This window comes from Leifsonia sp. SIMBA_070, from assembly GCF_046534635.1.
In the GTDB taxonomy this organism is placed as follows: Bacteria; Actinomycetota; Actinomycetes; order Actinomycetales; family Microbacteriaceae; genus Leifsonia.
In genome coordinates this window covers 12775-30999 of the sequence record NZ_JAWRYK010000001.1, presented here as the reverse complement: position 1 = coordinate 30999, position 18225 = coordinate 12775, and the positions used below count along the sequence as shown (strand labels likewise).

General features: G+C 64.2%; 14 protein-coding genes. 4 read left to right on the top strand and 10 right to left on the bottom strand.

The features are described from left to right. Positions 1-45: 45 nt before the first annotated feature. Positions 46-1089, bottom strand: coding sequence for a substrate-binding domain-containing protein (locus SB754_RS00130; RefSeq protein ID WP_410780323.1), 1044 nt, complete (start codon positions 1087-1089; stop codon positions 46-48). 294 nt (positions 1090-1383) lie between these two features. Here SB754_RS00130 and SB754_RS00125 point away from each other — a divergent pair, with 294 nt between their 5' ends. Both SB754_RS00125 and SB754_RS00120 read left to right on the top strand, forming a co-directional pair. Further along, positions 1384-2472: a helix-turn-helix domain-containing protein gene (locus SB754_RS00125; protein WP_410780322.1), complete on the top strand. Its 1089-nt coding sequence runs from the start codon at positions 1384-1386 to the stop codon at positions 2470-2472. A 99-nt stretch (positions 2473-2571) separates the two neighbouring features. After that, entirely contained in the window at positions 2572-3504 is a 933-nt protein-coding gene (locus SB754_RS00120) for an alpha/beta hydrolase (RefSeq protein ID WP_410780321.1), read from the top strand. A 240-nt stretch (positions 3505-3744) separates the two neighbouring features. On the opposite strand, the gene SB754_RS00115 is transcribed toward SB754_RS00120, so the two are convergent. The 3 genes from SB754_RS00115 to SB754_RS00105 all read right to left on the bottom strand — a co-directional run bounded on the left by SB754_RS00115 (position 3745) and on the right by SB754_RS00105 (position 8644). Beyond that, positions 3745-4974, bottom strand: a complete 1230-nt coding sequence (locus SB754_RS00115; protein WP_410780320.1) for a glycoside hydrolase family 1 protein — start codon at positions 4972-4974, stop codon at positions 3745-3747. Between the two features lie 94 nt (positions 4975-5068). Further along, complete coding sequence (locus tag SB754_RS00110; RefSeq protein ID WP_410780319.1) at positions 5069-7090, bottom strand: glycoside hydrolase family 3 C-terminal domain-containing protein; 2022 nt, start codon at positions 7088-7090, stop codon at positions 5069-5071. A gap of 201 nt (positions 7091-7291) precedes the next feature. After that, positions 7292-8644 (bottom strand): MFS transporter, encoded by a 1353-nt coding sequence (locus SB754_RS00105; protein ID WP_410780318.1) that lies wholly within the window; start codon positions 8642-8644, stop codon positions 7292-7294. A gap of 103 nt (positions 8645-8747) precedes the next feature. Here SB754_RS00105 and SB754_RS00100 point away from each other — a divergent pair, with 103 nt between their 5' ends. Beyond that, entirely contained in the window at positions 8748-9401 is a 654-nt protein-coding gene (locus SB754_RS00100; RefSeq protein ID WP_410780317.1) for a TetR/AcrR family transcriptional regulator, read from the top strand. Between the two features lie 164 nt (positions 9402-9565). Here the strand turns inward: SB754_RS00100 and SB754_RS00095 are convergent, their stop codons facing one another. After that, on the bottom strand, positions 9566-9868 hold the full coding sequence (locus tag SB754_RS00095) for a hypothetical protein (protein ID WP_410780316.1): 303 nt from the start codon (positions 9866-9868) through the stop codon (positions 9566-9568). Positions 9869-10445: 577 nt separating this feature from the next. On the opposite strand from SB754_RS00095, the gene SB754_RS00090 reads away from it, so the two are divergent. Then, complete coding sequence (locus tag SB754_RS00090; protein WP_410780315.1) at positions 10446-11318, top strand: ArdC-like ssDNA-binding domain-containing protein; 873 nt, start codon at positions 10446-10448, stop codon at positions 11316-11318. Between the two features lie 215 nt (positions 11319-11533). Here the strand turns inward: SB754_RS00090 and SB754_RS00085 are convergent, their stop codons facing one another. From SB754_RS00085 to SB754_RS00065, 5 genes are all read right to left on the bottom strand, one after another. After that, on the bottom strand, positions 11534-12706 hold the full coding sequence (locus SB754_RS00085; RefSeq protein WP_410780314.1) for a serine hydrolase domain-containing protein: 1173 nt from the start codon (positions 12704-12706) through the stop codon (positions 11534-11536). Then, the gene (locus SB754_RS00080) at positions 12707-13546 is read right to left on the bottom strand and encodes a carbohydrate ABC transporter permease (RefSeq protein WP_410780313.1); all 840 of its coding nucleotides are present in this window, start codon (positions 13544-13546) and stop codon (positions 12707-12709) included. Then, positions 13539-14369, bottom strand: a complete 831-nt coding sequence (locus SB754_RS00075; protein ID WP_410780312.1) for a carbohydrate ABC transporter permease — start codon at positions 14367-14369, stop codon at positions 13539-13541. The genes SB754_RS00080 and SB754_RS00075 overlap by 8 nt, the downstream gene beginning before the upstream one ends. Before the next feature lie 189 nt (positions 14370-14558). After that, positions 14559-15722: an ABC transporter substrate-binding protein gene (locus tag SB754_RS00070; RefSeq protein ID WP_410780311.1), complete on the bottom strand. Its 1164-nt coding sequence runs from the start codon at positions 15720-15722 to the stop codon at positions 14559-14561. A 203-nt stretch (positions 15723-15925) separates the two neighbouring features. Further along, the gene (locus tag SB754_RS00065) at positions 15926-18028 is read right to left on the bottom strand and encodes an alpha-galactosidase (RefSeq protein WP_410780310.1); all 2103 of its coding nucleotides are present in this window, start codon (positions 18026-18028) and stop codon (positions 15926-15928) included. Positions 18029-18225: the final 197 nt, after the last annotated feature.

The following is an 18225-nucleotide window of genomic DNA, read 5'->3' as shown; positions in this document are numbered from 1 at the left end:
GCAAGAGGCGGGAGCCCCGGGGATTGCGGGCTCCCGCCTGATGGGTCAGTTACAGGTCATCCCGACGTCCTTGTAGTTCTTTGCGTTCACTTCGAAGGTCTTTGCGATGGACTTCGGGGGCAGCGGGGTGCCCTCACGCAGTAAGCCGATCATCGCGTCGGCGGCGGTCTTGCCGACCTGAATGCCGGATACGAAGACATCGGCCTTGTTGCCGGTGGTAAGGCCGGCCTTCCAGTCCTTGCAGGCGAGGTACGCGCCGAGGCCCACACCGATGATGTTCTCTGGGGAGACGCCGGAATTTTGCAGAGCCGTGACCACCCCGGTGGAGTTATCGTCGTTGCAGCCCCAGACGATCCAGTGCTTCACGTCCGGGTTAGCGGTTATCACGGCACCTGCCTTGTTCTGAGCGTCCGGGCTGGACATATCCGTGCCAATGACGATCGTCTTAGGCGCCTCAGCCGATCCAATGGCCTTCTTGAACGCGTCTTCGGACCCTTTGGCCCGGTCCACACAGACGGAGAGGTCCGGCTTGTAGGCGGAGAGGATGCGCGTGTCCGACGCATTCCAACCAGCCGCCTGATACAACGGCCCAGTCTGGTCCCCAGCCATCGCCCCCATCGAGTGGTCGTCGAAACCGGCGAAGGTTGCCTCTTTGCCGCTGGCGTCCTTGATCGGGTCGTCCAGTGCGATGAGCGGGATGTTGGCAGCCTTAGCCGCCGAGATCACCTGCGGGCCGATCTGCTGGTCTGGGACGGTGATGAGAATGCCGTCGACTTTCTGGGCGATCATCGCATCGAGCTGGCTGATGGCCAGATTGGAGTCGGACTTGAGGTCGATAACCTTAAGAGTCACCTTCCCTGCCTTGTCCGCGGCGGCCTTGGCACCCGCGGCCTGATCGACGAAGAACTGCTGGTCTCCTTGCTTCTGAAGAAGCGCAATCGTGATTGGGCCGCTTTTCACGCCGGAGGTCTGCCCGGCCGCGTTGGTTTCCTGCCCGGATGAGCACGCGACAGTGGCGAGCAATATGGCTGCGGCGATCGAGACGCCCGCCAGCACTCGGCTCGGACGGTAAGGGGTGGTGAACTTCATGTTGATGGTCCTTTCGTGGGATGCGGTTGCGACAGTGCGAACCGGGCCCGAAGAGCGCAGTGGGCGCCCGGAGGCGTGGAGCGGCTCTAACCGGACGTGGTTCCCGGATGCGCTCGATCAGGGATGACCAAGCGCGAAGATCGGGGCTGCTGCGTGAAGTAGTTCATTGCGTCGTCTCTCCGTTGAGGTGAACTCGATCGTGATCGGGCCCCGCTGGCGTCCACGATTTCATCTGGAACATCCACCCGCATCCGAACTTCGATGCAACAATCTCCTACAAATGGAGGGATCGGCATGGACGGTGTACTTAAACGACTCTCGACCAGCGAGTCCGAGGCAGAGGGCGCGATCAGAGCGATCGCCTTTTTCGAACGGCTAGTTGCGGCGAAGGCCGGTGTTGACGAGATCGTTCGAGCGGCCGCCCAATTGACCGGGCTGAAAGCGGGAGTGAAAGGCAAGCCCGGGTTTCCCTCGTTCGCGTGCACACCTCACGGACAGAAGCTCGAGTCGGTCCCGCCCCCGGGCGCACTCTCACGCAGCGTCGAAGCGGCGGGCGAACCCGTGGCAACCGTGTGGTTGCTGGAATCCGATGAGGTCACATCCCTCATCGAGCTCATCCTCGAACGGATGGCGATGGCGGCCGAAGCAGTTTTCGTCAAAGGAATGACCATCGGCGCCTTTGTCGGGAGCCCCGTTGTCCAGCTTCTCTCGCGCGACACCGGCAACGCGGACCGGGCTGCTGCTGCCCGCGCGATCGGATTCCATGCCACGTGGCCCGTAAGAGCCGTGGCGGTCAAACCGGCCGCCTCGGAGAGCGAGATCAGCGACAGCCTGCAGAGGTGGGGGGCCCAGAACGCAATCGAGGTGACGCGGGTCACGATGGATCGGGGAGTGGCGATGTGCCTGATTCACGACATTCCCGGACATCGCGAGATCACACTCCCGGAGTGGGGGCTGCAGGTTGGGCTCGGATCCAAGGCCAACCTGCAGAACGCATACGAGTCGGGCGACAACGCGCGGCTCGCACTACGGATGACATCGGAGACCTTGGGACCGGCTCAGGCCGACTTCGAAATCCTCGGCCCCCTACAGATGATCGCCCGGACGGACCCAGAAGACGCCGGCGCCTCACGCCTCGTCCAACAGCTTCGGTTCCTCATCCATACTCCCAATGGCCTGGCAGAGGTTCAGGCTCTGGACTCCTTCTGTGAGCATCGAAGCCTTCGCAAGGCTTCGATCGCGCTGAACCTGCACCACACCTCCGTGAACTACCGGCTTAAGAGCATCGAAAAGAAGCTCGGCATAAACCTCACCGACGAGGGATCGATGTTCGCCCTCTCGCTGGCATTGAAGCTCCTCCGCGTCGCCGAGTGGTCCGATTGACCTCCATTCGTCGGAAGAACTTTCTTCGCTTCGCGGAGGCGCCCTGCGGGGACCGCCTGGCAGATTGGTTCGAACACTGCACAACTGACGAGGGAATCAATGACGATGGACCCAGAACTCGATGCGGCAAGCGTGCTGATGGCTCCGCCGGACATCTCCGACCCTGAAGCCGCTCGCTTCGTGGCGGTCTTGACCCGCGATCACCGTTCCTCGGCGATCGTTGAGACCGAGGGCAGGGTGACCTTTGCCGACTCGATCATCACGGCCGTTGACGGAACCGAGATCGGGGTCCGTATCTACACTCCGAATTTCTCGCGCGGTGTCAAGGCGGGCGTGGTCTACTTCCACGGCGGAGCCTTCGTCGTTGGAGACCTCGATTACGAACACGCGAGATGCCTTCGCTACGCCGCCGACGCGGGCTGCGTGGTCGTGTCGGTCGACTACAGGCTGGCACCGGAGCACAAATTTCCGCTCGGACTTGAGGACTGCTACAGCGGCCTGGTCTGGACCTACCAGAACGCCCGCGACATCAACGTCGACCCAGCCCGCATCGCGGTTGCGGGAGCAAGCGCCGGCGGATGCCTCGCCGCGGCCGTCGCCCTCCTCGCTCGGGACCGCGGCGGTCCTCCGATCGCCCTGCAGATCCTGCTATACCCGGTGTTGGATGACCGGATGGGTACGCCCTCGATGCTCGCCTTCAACGACACTCCGGTCTGGAACAACGTCAGCAACGCTGAAATGTGGAAGCACTACCTGGCGCTCCCCGAAGACGCCTCCATCTACGCCGCGCCAGGCCGCGCCGAAGACCTCTCCGACCTGCCGAGCGCTTACATCCTCGCAGTCGAGCTTGATCCGCTTCGCGACGAGGCGCTCGATTACGCCACCCGCCTTCTCGCGGCCGGCGTAAAAGTCGAACTGCATCACGTGGCTGGCGCTTATCACGGCTTCGATCACGACGTTCCAGACGCGGCAATCTCTCGTCGCTGGATGAACGACCAGTCAAGCTATGTCCGACGCTTCCTCCGCCACTGAAAGATGCCTCTACGCGGCGTCGACCCGCGAGGCCCCCACCCCTCATGCTGCTCATCATTGGTGGCCAGCGCTCCGGCCGTGATCTACCCCGCAAGTAGATCGCAGTTGTACCTGACCCTCGATAGTGCCAGTGCGTTGTGGCCGACAATCACATGGCGGCTCACCTGGAATGACTGCGCACGCTGGGCTATGGATCTGGGTCAGTTGATTCTGATGTCGCAGAAAGGGTGGGCGGAACGATCATCGAACGGACTCGGTGAGTACTGCGCCGTTCGTCCGGGCGATGCAGCCTAGCCACGCTAGGCTCGGCTTTGCGCGGCGTTCGAAGGTCTGCCTGTCGACGGTGGCCAGCCCGAACGTGGGATCCCAATGGCCCCATTCGTAGTTGTCCAGGAGGCTCCAGTGCAGGTATCCACGAACGTCGGCGCCGTCCTCGATCGCCGAGGCGAGTCCGCGTAGAGCTTCTGCCGTGTAGGCGATCCTGCGGTCGTCGTCGCTTGTCGCGATCCCGTTCTCGGTCACGAGAATGGGAAGACCGGTGAGCTCCCACGTGTGGCGGACGGCCATGCCAAGAGCATCGGGACGGTATGCGGCACCGGTTTGCGTGTTGTCCGGGTGGTCCGGGTGCGGCAGGATTCCGTTGGCGTCGACCTGCTGGCTGGAATACGACTGGACGCCCACCCAGTCATCGCCGCGCGATCCTTCGAGGTACAGGTCCTCGTACGCGTAGCGCACCTCGGCCAGCTTCTCGTCATTGCCTGGCGCCGCGGTGAGGGCGCCGTTGGCGATCGTCCAGCCGACCTTCGCATCGGTGCGTTCCCGGACGATCTCGCGCACGGCGTGGTGAAGTTCCACCATCCGGTGACCGAACCGCGGCTCGGGTACGGGCAGGCTGGCTGCGATCCGTTCGCGTTGCGCTTCTCCGTCGATGGTCGGGCTCTGCCATTCACCGAGCTGCCCGGATTTCATCGCCTCTTGGAGCATCACCATCATCGCCTGCATGTTGGGCTCGTTGATGGTGGCCACCCAGTTCACTCCGTCGAGGATCTGCGTGGCAGTGGTCGCGAACGATGCGAACCGGTCGACGGCCTTCTCTCCGAGCCAGCCTCCCTCTTCTGCGAACCAGAGCGGTGACGTGAAGTGCTGAAGGGTGATCACCGGCTCGAGGCCGAGCTCGATCGCCGTATCGATCATCCGGCGGTAGTGGGCGAGCTCGGCGCGCGAGACCTGACCGGGCCGCGGTTCGATGCGGGCCCATTCGATTCCGAATCGGTAGGCCGTGCAACCGGCCCCTGCCAGGAGCTCCATGTCCTCCCGATAGCGGTGGTAGCTGTCGAGGGCGTCCCCGCTCGGCTCCATCCCGGGTATGACACCCTCTCGCGCCCACCAGTCGCTGCTGACGTTGTTGCCTTCGATCTGGTGCGGGGCCGTCGACGCCCCCCAGACGAATCCGGCGGGAAATGCGGTCATTTGCATATCCTTCTTTCTCCGGTCACCTCGCGAGGGATGCCTCGGGGGTGAGCTCCCGTCCAAGCACATCTCGATGGGGGCTGTGGTCCGATGCTCAGATCGGCAAAGGTACGGTCCTAGTCGGGTCGTGGATCGCTGCGGGATCGCCGGCAAACGAGGAGACCTCGAACGTCACCCCCCGGGACGGCGGCTGGAATCCGCTTGCCATCCAACGTTGCGTAGGACGAAGCGAGCCGTTCACTGCAACGGGACGAGATTCGCCCGGCTCGAGCCATACCGGCGTGAACCCCAGCAGTACCCGCCGGGGAAAGTCCGGCTCGTTGAGAAGCGCATACAGCTGCACCACGTGACGGCCCCGACGACTGCCAGTGTTCGTCACGGTCGCCGCCGCGACGACGCTCTCGCCTTCCACCGACTCGATGACGAGATCGTCGATGCTGAAGGTCGTGTACGAGAGGCCGTATCCCAGCGGGAAGGCCGCATCGTGACCATCTCGGTCGAGAAGTCGCTGCCCGAACCACCGGTCGTAGGTGATCTCTGACGCTGTACGGTCGAAGTACGGCAGATGCGCTTCAGCGGTGGGGATCGAGTAGGGCAGTCGCCCGGTGACATCCGTCGCGCCGAGGAGCACCTCAGCCAGGGCAGCACCACCTTCGCTCCCGCTGTACCAGCCGAACACGACGGCCGGCACCTCGTCACGCCACTCCTCGGTGATCACAGCGCCGGCACCGACGATCACCACGACGGTTCGAGGATTAGCAGTCACGGTGGCGCGGATCAGCGCGACGTCCTCCTCCTTGAGCCGCAAGGAGGTGCGGTCGCCTCCGTCGGCCTCTCCCATGATGTGTTCGCCCTCGTTCGCCATTTTCGCGAGGTCGACGCCGGGTGGGAAGGGCGGGAAGACTGCACGAACGCCGGGCGCGCTCATTCCGTCCGCGCCGAGGTACTCACCCTCATCGGCGAAGGTGTTGCCGACGACGACGACGCTGACATCCGAGCGGCGTGCCGCGTCGGACGCGGCACGCAGGTCGTGACTGAGCACCGCCTCGATGTCGATGTCCAGCAGCAGCTCACGCAGACCGTCGAGCGGAGTGATCACGTGGGGAGTGCGGACGTTCGATGACCCTTTGTCCCCGGTGTTCGCTACTCCGGCGAGCGCACCGATGACGGCCAGGCGGCGGATGCCGGCCGCGTCCAACGGAAGCAGGGGGACGCCCCCGACCTCGTCGTTCTTGAGGAGCACGACCGCCTCACGGGCGGCCTCGTGCGCCAGCGCCCGGTGCTGTGCCGAGAACACGACGTCTTCGTTCGGCTCCCGGTCCAGTGTCGAGGCGTAGTGGCGCAGCTGAGTCGCGATGATCCGCAGGCCCGACCGATCGACGTCCGACCAGGACGCTCGGCCCTCTTTCAGATCAGTCGGCAACCAGTTGGCACGCTGCTGCCGAAGCGGTGCCTCCACATCCAGCCCCGCTCGGAGAGAGGCCGAAGCATCGCGCAGCCCAAAGATGAAGTCCGACATAGTCACGCCTTCGAACCCCCACTCTTCGCGCAGGACGTCGGTGAGCAAGGTCGGATTCTGGCCGGCCCACTCGCCGTTGACCGAGTTGTATGCTGCCATGATCCCGTCCGCGCCCTCCTCCACCACGCGACGGAAATGCGGCAGATAGACCTCGTGCAGCGCGTCGTCGTCCACCGTGACGTTGACGGAGAAGCGGGCGTTCTCCATCGAGTTGAGAGCGAAGTGCTTCGCCAGCGCCATGCCATGCCGGCGGACACCACGGGTGAGCGCCGCTCCCATCTCGCCCAGGATTAAGGGATCTTCGGAGTAGGTCTCCTGGATCCGCCCCCAGGCGGGGTGGCGCGGCAAGTTGATACACACCCCGGCAAAGAGGTTGCCGCCTTGAACGCGCATCTCCGCGCCGATCGCCGCGCCGATGCGTTCTTCGAGCTCGACGTTCCAGGTCGCGCCGCGCGCCATCGACACGGGGAACGCCGTCGACTGGCCCATCACCACGCCGCGGGGGCCGTCGCTGAACCGCAGGCCGGGCAACCCGATCCGGGTGATCTCGCCCATGACGATCGGCTGAGAGTTGTAGGCCCGGCCCATCTCGGCCATCCCCGACCAGAACTCGCCGTCACCGTCGAGCAGCCAAAGCCGCTCTTCTGGGGTGAGCGCGCTCAGAATCGCCGTCGCCTCTTCAATGGCGTCCGAACCCGCTCGGACGCGATCGACGGCCCGTCCGAAAACGGTAGCGGGGTCGTAGCTGTGAACGGTCACGATGATGCCTTTCGCCGAGGATTACGTGGGTGTGTGCTTTTAGCGCACGGCTTTGATGCGAAGGATTGCAAGGCCGCCGACCAGCGTTAGGACGCCAGCGACAACGTAGAGCAGTGGGTAGTTTTTGTCGGCTGCGCTTACACCGATCGCGAGGATCAGGGATGCGGCGACGGGAGCCACGGCCTGTGGGATGGTGACAGCGAACTGGGTGATGCTGATGTAACGGCCGGCCTCGGTCTCCTTCTCCGGGAGCACGTCGATCATCAGAGCCTGGTCTACCGCGGAGAAGATTCCGATCGCCAGGTTGGCTAGGACCGTGCCCACGACAAGGAGGGCAAGGCCAGATGCCATCGCTTGGATGATCGCCCCGGCCAGGAAGACGGTAGCCGCGGTAAGAATAAATGGCTTTCGCCGCTTGAGACGGTCGGAGAGGAATCCTCCACCGACGGCGCCGACAATTGTGCCGAGGACACCGGTAATGCCTGCGATCGCGATGATCCCCCCGACTCTGTCAACGGCCAGACCCAGCTTCGCGGCGAAGAAAAATGCGGTGAACGTGGTGCTGAGAGTAAGTCCGAAGAAAAAGAAGAACCGACCCAGCCAGTTCCAGCCAAAATCCCTGTTTTGCATGGGATTGAAGACGTAACGCGAGATGACGGACCTAAAAGTCAGACGCGAGTGGAAGTCGAACCCACGGCTATCGCCTTCCTTGAAAAAGAACACGAATACACCAACGAGGACGATCGCGACGGCGCCGGGGACAAGGAAGAGCGCGAATGGCGAGGCGGCAAGTGAACCGGCGAGAGCCGCCCCGAACGTAGGTGCGATCATTGACGCCAGGCCCGTGATTCCTGCGACACGTCCTCGCTGGGACAGAGGCAGACGGTCGGCCTGGATCGTCACAAAATTGTTGATCACCTGCGAAAAGGTGACTTGCGCGAGCACCCACCCTAGGCCGAGCACGTACAGGTTGGGTGAGATGGCGAGGACGAACAAAGAGATCGTGCCGCCGGTCATACCGCCGATTAGCCAGGGGCGACGACGACCGAGACGGGACCGTGTCCGGTCACTCAATTGACCGCCGAGGGGGCCCACGAGCAACGCCGCAAGTGAGCCAAGTCCCAGGATGTAACCCAAGTATTCCGGGTGGGATGGCGCGAGAGCGCTCACTCGGATGGACAGCGAAATCGCCAAGGGTGTTATGAACGCCAGTGATGCCCCGAAGACGCCGCCGAAAAGTAGCCAGATGAATCCAGCGCGGACCTTCGGGAGTTCAGCATAGCTGCTGTTATCAGCGGCCGTTGAGAGCACCTCGACGGCTTCTGCCGCCACTGGGCCGGCTAGCGGTGACGCTACGCCGGCATTTGAAGCGGCGTCTTCAATCTCGTCCATAGTTTGACTCCTTTGTCAGGGGCTGACGTATTGAAAACCCCATTGAAACGCGAATTTCGCCGACACTATCACGAAAGTCGCCTTGGAGTGGTAGTTTCAACCCGTGACCGGGCAGACATCGAAAGCGCGAGGGCCGTACGCGAAAACGGCCGCCGTGCGTGAGCGAATCATCGACGCGGCCATCGACGTCTTTGCGATCTCAGGATTCCGCGCGAGCACGATGAAGGACATAGCCGACCGCGCGGGCATCAGCCAGCGCGGACTCGCGCACCATTTCGCCAGTAAGTTCGACCTGCTCTCGGCGGTCTTGTCCGTGCGTGAGCAAGAGAGCGCTTCGCTCCTCGCGCCCTCGCCCTCCGGCCACCCCGTCGATGCGCTGGAATCCATGCTCGAGGTCATCGCGGACAACAACAAGCGACCGGGGCTTGTCGAGCTCTACAGCATTCTCGCGGCCGAGGGCACGACAGAGGACCACCCTGCCCACGCTGACAACCGCTATCGTTACGACTCCCTCAGGCAATATTTCGCTGTAGCGTTCGACGCGTTGCAGGCCAGGGGTGAGATCCGGTCGATCCAGAAGCCGAACGAGCTTGCCGCTAGTTTCCTGGCTCTCATCGAGGGACTCCAACTTCAATGGCTGTATGACCGCGATGCCATCAATATGGAGGCGCTTCTCAGGGCATACCTCTATTCGCTCATTCCCGGATACGAGGCCCTCAAGACGGCAGAGGCAACCCGGGCTCAGGCGGAGCGGTAACCCCGTTAGCTTCCTAGCCTTCGTTCCCGGGTGGAGCCAGGAACGCTGACCAACCCAGCGGACAAGGCGGACCCCGAGCAAGAGGTCGTCGACGGCGGGCTGAAACCAGGGTTGTGGGTCACGCCATGGAGGGCGGCACCCACAACCGTGCCTCGCCCACGGCGTCAGTCGAGCCCTTGCAGGTGCGCGCCAGCTGTCGGCGCTGCGATCACCGCACCGCCGGCCCGGCGAACCCGTTCCAACGCTAGGAACGGCACGCACGCGGTCTCGGCGGTCAGCGCGGCCAGGTACCCGATGGGGGTGTGCGGGTCGGCGGCGATCGCCCACCCATCCACCGCATACCTCGAAACGGTGTCCACGCATTCCTCCTTCTCCTCCGGGCTCGGGCTGGTCGAGCCGACCACTCCTATCAGTCCCCGTTGCAGTTCCGGGCCCATGTGTGTGGTGTCGATGATGAATACCCGCATGATCGTTCACTCCCCTGCTCGATCGTTTTGTTTGCCTTTCCGGCGGAGAGATCGAGAGCGAGCGGGAGCGGCGGAGTGCCGGGACGTGGAATACCGGAGTGAGCGAAGCGAGGGAGGATATGCCGCGAAAGCCCGGCACGGTAAGCCGCGGGAACGAGCTACGATCGCCCCGCGGAAAGACACACAAACCCATAGGGCCAGCGCCGCCGAAGGCGGCTCAACAGGTTCTAGGCCGGCGGACGCCTGGAGTGGTTGCAGCTGATCTCGACGCCCCCCGGCGCTTATTTGGGGCGAGATCGGCTGGCACTGCCCACCCCGAGAAACCGGACCATTCTCGACGATCAGGTGGTCGGCGACGTGACCAGGTGAGCCGAGTCGGGTGCCGCCATCCGCACGGGTGAGTGACCTTTCCGGCCGTTCATCGTAGTTCGCTCCTGCGGCTGCGTGCCGGGCTTTCGCGGCATATCCTCGCTGCGCTGCGGTATTCCACGGTCCCAGCACTCCGCCGCCACCGCTCACGATCGATTCCCCTTGCCGGAAAGGCACACACAAAAGTCGTCCACAAAGGGGACACATCATGAGCACCACAGCCGCACACCGAGCCGGTTTGAGCGCCGACGAACAGAAAGCACGCGCCGAGACGCTCCACAACTCCATCAGTGAACAGGTGGAACAGCTGAATGACTCGGAGAAGTGGCGGGCCTTCTTGGAGTTCGCCGCAGCGTTCCACGCCTACTCGCTGAACAATCTGCTGCTGATCCTCGCCCAGAGGCCGGACGCAACTCAGGTGGCCGGGTTCCGGAAATGGCAGAAGCTGGGCCGCCAGGTTCGCAAAGGTGAGACCGGCATCCGCATCTTCGGCTACTCCACCAAGAAGATCACTGAAGAAGACGACAAGGGCGAGGAGTTCGAGCGACGCATAGTGCGATACCCGATTCTGACCGTGTTCGACATCCGCCAAACCGACCCCATCGACGGCGCGGAAGACCCCAGCAGCATCACGCAGCAACTCACCGGCGCTGATGACCACGGCGTTATCGGCGCCCTCACCAACTACCTGCTCGCCGAAGGCTGGAGCATCCACTACCGTCCACTGCCGGGCAGCCGAAACGGTTACACCGATCCGGATTCGCAGGCCGTGGTACTTGACGACCGGCTCAGCCGCGAGCACGCAGCGAAGACACTGATCCACGAAACCGCGCACATCCTGCTGGGACACACCAGCGACCCGCTCGACTACGTGAGCCACCGCGGCCGGATGGAGGTCGAAGCCGAATCCGTGGCGTACATCGTCGCCGGCCTCCTCGGATGTGACACCGCCGTGTACAGCATCGGCTACATCACCGGGTGGGCCAACGGCGACACCAACCTAATCCAAGCCACCGCCGCGCGTGTACTCGCGGCAACGCACCGCCTAGCCACCATCACGCAAAGCGCAGCCGCAGCCTAACCAGGCTCGACGCTTTCTCGGGATTCCAACTCTAGTTCGACGCCGAGGGCGCCGAGTATTCCGCCGCAGTTCCAGCAAAAGTCAACGAAATTCAGGGAGTCAAGCGGTCTCCTGAGGAGACCCTTCTGCTGCATCAGGCAGCACTTGAATCGCCTCGCTTGAATCGGCCTGCGTGACATCGCAGGTGCTGGATTCGAGAGAGCATTTGGGGCCCTTCAGAGCACCGAGCGAACCGCTTCCACCAGCCGGCGGCCGCGGTCATCACCAGAACCCACCAACGTGCTGGTCACATAAGCGAAGCCGACACCATGGTCCGGGTCCGCGAACGCCAGCTGACCTCCCGCGCCGTCATGCCCGAAACTGCGCGCAGTCAGATAGGGCTGCGCATCCGAGGTCAGCTGGAACCCCATGCCGAACCGGGGATAGGGCGCGCCACCGGCCACCAGTTGCGGGCCCTCAGAGGCCGGCGCAAGCGCCTCGGCGAGGACGCCCGCGCCAAGGGCGCTGACTTCATGGGTCCCGACGACGGTGCTGGACCACAACGCGGACAGGGCGCGCGCGGTCGCGATGCCGCCGGCGCCCGGGATCTCCGCTGCCTGCGCTCGTGGATCGTTCAGCCCCGCGTCTGCACCGGCCCCGGACCCGACAAGCGACGGAGGAAGAGCACCGCCGAGGGTCATCGCGAACAGCGGAAGGGCATCGCCCGACTCGGCCCGCTCGAGAAGGCCGACCGAAGCCGCCACCTGGCTCGGCGCCGTCTTGACGTGGGCGACCCTAGCCAGCACGTGAGGAGGAGCTCCGATCCAGGCATCCAGTCCGAGTGGGTCGGCCAGGGTCTTAGTGAAATAGCGGCCGATGGTCTCCTCGGTGGCACGCCGGACAATCTCGCCGACCAGCCAGCCGAATGTCAGCGGGTGGTACGCGTAGCCGTCGCTCGGCCGCCAGCGCGGCGCCTGCCGCGCCAGCAGTCCGGGGAGGCTCGCGCCGCCTACCAGCTCCTCGAAACCGATCGGCACGTCGAACGCCGGCAGGCCCGCGCGGTGCGAGAGCACATCAGCGATCCGCACCTCACCTTTCCCGGCCGCAGCGAACTCCGGCCATAGCTCGGAAACGGGTTGCTCGTACCGGACGGCACCGCTCTCGACCAGCTTGGCGACGAGTATCGACAGCATCCCCTTGGTGCAGGAGAAGACGACCGTTGGCGTGTCTCCGTGCCAATCGCGGTCCCTGACGGCGTCCGCCCGGCCGCCCCAGGCATCCAAGACAAGTTTCCCATCGGCGTGAACGGCTACCGCGGCGCCACCAAGGTCGTCCGCCTCGATGAGCGCTCCGAAGACCGTCGCGACCGGCTCCCAGCCTGGCGCAACGATCCAATCGTCGTGGCGCACCTACTTCAGCCCGCTCGTCGCGAAGCCGGCGATGAACTGGCGCTGCAGCACGGCAAAGAGCAGGATGATCGGAGCGGTCGTCAGCACAGCACCCGCCATGATGAGCTGGTACTTGTCGACGAACTGCCCCTGCAAGTTTGCTAGGCCCGCCGAGACCGGCAGGTGCTCCGGCGAGCTGTTGACCACGAGCGGCCAGAGCAAGTCGTTCCAACTGTTGACCACTGTCAGCAGCGCCAGCGCCACCAGCGCCGGCCGGACCAGCGGAAGCAGGATATGCCAGTAGATCTGGAACGGGTTGCAGCCGTCCAGCCGTGCGGCCTCATCCAGTTCCAACGGCAGAGTCATGAAGTACTGACGGAGCAGGAACACCCCGAACGCGCTGAAGATGCCAGGGAGGAACAGCGCCTGCAAGCTGTCCAGCCAACCGAGAGTCTGGATCACCTGGTATTGCGGGATCAGGAACAGCTGCCCGGGCACCATCAGCACGCTAAGGAAGACGGCGAAGATCGCGCCGCGGAAACGGAACTTAAGACGGGCGAACGCGTACGCGGCCATGGAGCCCAGAAGCAGCTGCCCGGCCGCCCGGGCAGCGGCAGCCAGTGTCGTGTTCATCAGTTGCACTCCCACGGGGAACGACGCCGAGAAGATCTCGAGATAGTTCCCCCACTGAAAGTGAGCAGGCCAGAGCACGGGCGGCACCTGAATGGTCTCCTGGTAAGACTTGAGCGATGTGATCACCTGAATCACATACGGCAGGGCCATCACGATCGCTCCCACGATGAGGACCACGTGGGTCAGGACAAGACCCGGATTGAGCGCCTTGGAGCGAGTCTCAGGCATAGTGCACCCACCGTCGCTGCAGACGGAACTGGAGAAGGGTGAGAAGCATGATGATCACCATGAGACCGAACACGATGGCCGAGGCCAGTCCTTTGTTGTTGTCGATGAACGCCGTCTTGTAGAAGAGGTAGATGACCGTCTCGGTCTGCGGGATGACCGGGCTGGATTTCCCAATCATCACGTAGATGAGGTCGAACATCTGAAGGGCCCCGATGGTCGTCAGCACCGACACGAAGAACACCGTCGGGCTCACCGCCGGCAGGGTCACGCTGAAGAAGCGCCGCACCGCGCCAGCGCCGTCCAGTGCGGCGGCCTCATGCAGTTCCGGAGGCACCCCCTGCAGTGCGGCGACGAACAGGATGATCGGGTAGCCCAAGCTCGCCCAGACGCCGACGATACTGATCGAGATCAACGCCGTGCGGGGGTCGCTCAGCCAGGTCGGCCCCTGGATCCCCACAGCGGCCAGCGCCTGGTTGAGGATGCCGAAGTCCCCGTTCAGGATGAGCTTCCACAACCAGCCGATGGCAACGGGCATGGTGATCACCGGCAGGAAGAACAGCAGCCGGTAGACGGACACGAACCGCAGTGACCGCCGCGAGAGCAGGGTGGCGATCAGCAGAGCCACCGGGATGCTCAGCAGCACAATGGCGGTGTAAATCACCGTGTTCAGGAGCGCGCGTCCGACCTCCGGCGAAGTGAACACCTGCGCGTAGTTGGCGAGGCCAACCCAGGTGACGCCGCCGAAGACGCCCCACTCGGTGAAGCTGTAGTAGAACGTGACGAGCACGGGACCGATGTAGAAGACGAGCAGCCCGAGCGCCATTGGCCCAAGGAACAACAGCACCCATGGCAGGGGTGTGCCCTCGCTCGATCGACGTCGTACGCGATGCGCCGCCGGTGGCGGTTGGGTGCGGGGCGCCGCCTGGGGGCGATGGACATCCACGACCATGAGTTAACCCTTTCGGTGGGGCCCGCCGACCGCATGGTCGGCAGGCCCACAGTTGTTGTGGGACTACTTCTCCTTGGCGAGCGAGTCCTCGATGACCTTGGCCATTTGCTTCGTCACATCGGCGACGCTCGCCGTGCCGTTGTAGGCCGGTGTGAAGACGGTCACCTCCTGGTCCTCCCAGACCGACGTCGCATTCGATGAGGGCAGCAGCTTCGCCGTGGCAATCTCCGGGAGGATGTTCTCGATCCCGACACCCGGGATGGCGTCGATCCAGGCCTGGTTGGCGTTCTTGTTCACCGGGCCGCCGGCAACGCCGGACTTGGACAGGATCTTCTGGCCGGTGTCACCGCTGAGGAACTCCGCGAACCGGTACGCGTCGGCAATGTGCTTGCCGGCCGCCGCGATGGCTGTGGTCGTCGTGGCCATCCCGGAACGATCGACCGACCCCTTCGGCATGGCGACCAGTCCGAGGTTGCCCTTCCCGAGGGCTGCGCTGTAGGAGGTGGCGGTCCAGGGTCCGCTCGTGATCATCGCTGTCTTGCCCGAGCTGAACCAGGAGTCCGCCGGGGTGTCTGTCGTCTGGGCGACGGAGGGTGAGTAGCCCTTCTGCACCAGGTCCGTCCAGACCTTCAGGCCCTTTTGGGCAGCGGGCGAGTCGATGTCGGTTCCTTTGCCTTTATCGGTGATGATGTCCGCACCGTAGCTGTACATGGACTGGTAGAAGGTGCCGTAATTCCATACCGGCGCCGCGATGCCATAGATGCCAGCCGACTTGTTCGTCAGCTTGGCGGCAGCGGTGGCGACGTCATCCCATGTCCAGTCGTTGGTCGGCTCGGCGACGCCGGCAGCCTTGAAGAGCGTCTTGTTGTAGTACAGACCAAACGGCAGCGCCTGCCAGGGCATGGCGTACAGCTTTCCGCCGATCGTGTACGGCTTCATGACAGAGTCCGGGATGCCGGAGAGGTCGACCTTCGAGTCCTTGCGAAGCGTGGTCAGGTCGGCGAGCGCGCCGTTCTTCGCGTAGAGGCCGATGTGGATGTTCTGCAGCCAGAACGCGTCCGGCGCAGTCTTGCTCGAAATCTCCGTGTTCAGTTTCGTGAAGTAATCGGCGAACGGTGTGAGCTTGAGTTTGACGGTGATGTTGGGATTCTCTTTGTGGAATTCGTCGGCAGCCTGCTGGAACGCCGGCCGGAACTCCTCCGCCCAAAATCCGTAAGTGATGGTCACGGGGCCGTCGTCCCCGGATGCGGGCGACGTGGACGAACAGGCTGCGAGACCGATCCCGAGCCCGGCGACGGTCACGATTGCGGCGAGCCCGCGCACGAGCCTGCGCCGGCTCCTGTGTTGGGAAAACATCATTGTTCTACTTTCTTGTCATGGTGCAGGGGGTAGGGCTGTGTCGGCAGAAATTCGGTGGTCCATTCCTCCTTTCAGTCGGTGATATTTACGTCCTGGACGTGAAGCAGAGCGAGTGTCTCGGGGAAGAGGTCGGGGCTCTGCAGCCCGAACCTCTCCAGCGATTGCCCGCTGACGGTCAGGCCCGTGGATGACCACGCCGGCAGGGTCCGGGGATCTCCTCCGGGGGCCTGCAGGACGGTCACCCGGTAGCGGCGGAGCGGATCGAGGCCGGGCAAGCGAATCAGGCCGGGAGGGGACCACACGCCCGTCGCAACGGCAGAGAGCGAGTACACCGCCTCCGAACCGTCGTCCGCGACGACGCCGTGAAGCCAGAGCGCCGGATCCGGATGGTCTCCGTGGACGGTCGTACCGGTGTGCAGGAGGTGGCGGAACCGGGTGTGGAGTTCGACCCATCCGGTCAGCTCCGCGAGGTCGTCCGGGGTGGCAGCACTAAGGTCCCACTCGATTCCGAAGTGCCCGAAGAAGGCGGTCCCTGCGCGGAACTGCAAGCTGTGCGTGCGACCCGTGGTGTGCGACGTGGGTGCGCCGATGTGCGAGCCCATCATCTCCGGCGGAATGAGCAGGCCGGTCCAGCGCTGGATCTGCTGGCGCTCCAGCGGGTCGATGCAGTCGCTGGCCCAGATGCGGTCGGACTGCTGCAGCACCCCGAGGTCGGCGCGTGCTCCGCCCGAGGAGCACGATTCGATCTCGAGCCCGGGGTGCTGCGACTTCAGCTCACCCATCAGCCGGTAGGCGGCGAGCGTCTGATCGTGGACCGCGGCGCGGGCGCTGCCGCTGTGCCCGGCCTCCAGGAGGTCGCGGTTGTGGTCCCATTTGATGTAGTCGATCGCGTACTCAGCGATGAGCGAGTCCATTGCGTCCCTGATGTAGGCGTAGGCCTCAGGATCAGACAGGTCGAGTACCTGCTGGTGGCGAGATTCCAGGGGCGATCGCCCCCGGGGGCCGAGGATCCATTCGGGGTGGCGGCGCGCGAGCTCGGAGTCCTGGCTGATCATCTCGGGTTCGAACCAGAGGCCGAACTGCATCCCCAGTGACCGGACGTGCCGCACCAGGGGGCCCAGGCCCCGGGGCCAGACCGCCGGGTCCACGATCCAGTCGCCGAGTCCGGAGTGGTCGCTGCGCCGGCCGAGGAACCAGCCGTCGTCGAGGACGAAGCGCTCGACACCCACCGACGCGGCGAGATCGGCCAGGCGCTTCAGGGTGCCGAGGTCATGGTTGAAGTACACCGCCTCCCAGGTGTTCAGCGTGATGGGGCGCTCGGCGATGGGGTGCTGCGGACGGCCCCGGAGGTGGCGGTGGAACCGTGATGATAGATCGTCCAAGCCATCGCCGTACGCTCCGTAGAGAAGAGGAGTGGAGTAGCGCTCGCCCGGAGCCAGGACGACCTCGCCGGGGAGGATCTCCTCGCCTCCGCCGATGATCGACGCACCCTGGCTGTCACGCTCGACGAACGTCACGTGGTTGCCGCTCCAGGCGGTATGAAGCCCCCAGACAGCGCCCGAGCGGAATCGGAAACCCTCCTCACCGGCGAGAAGGAGAAGCGACGAGTCGGTCCCGGTGCGGCCACGGCGACCGGTGCGGACGTAGCTCCCCTGCACCAGGGGGTGACGCTGCGGGCTCCGTTCACGGGTGTGCCGCCCGGTGAAGTCGAGGATCTCCGTCGCCTCAGTCCGCAGCGGGAGCGAGAGCCGCAGTGCGTTCAGCACGTACGGCGTCGTCCCGATGTTCTGGAGCTCGGCCTCCATCGTCACGAGACCTTCCGGAGTCAGGGCGATCGTCATCGCGATCCGGAGACCGACCTCCGCGTCGATGGCGTGCACACGGACCGATCCGCCATTCTGGCCGTCCGGCTCGTAATCGAGGATCACGCTGTCGACCACGAATCGTGTACTGAACAGGGCGCCGTCGCGGTGGCCTTCCAGCCCGGGCAGCCCGAACCACCCACTCGACTGCTCGGCGAGGATCGAGCGCGGTTCCGGTTCGTCGATAGAGTTGTGCACCGCGGGCGGGACCGCTGTCAGAAGTGTCGACGACAGTTCGGAGTCCTGCAGGTAACCGAGATCGGCGCCCCAATGGATGACGCGGGGGAGGCTCGGTCCAGCGGCGTCCACCATGAGGCTTACTCCGGCGGCCCGGAAATGCACCAGGGGTGAAGGGGGGGCGGTCTCGGTCCGGGAGAGCTGCGACAACGTCATCGTATCCACGAGAGTTACTTTCATACATGAATCAACTCGGTGTCAAGAGAAAACTTTTGGTGCGATTTTCGCGGACGTTATTTCTATCCAGGTAGCTACCGGTGCCCCTATTGAGT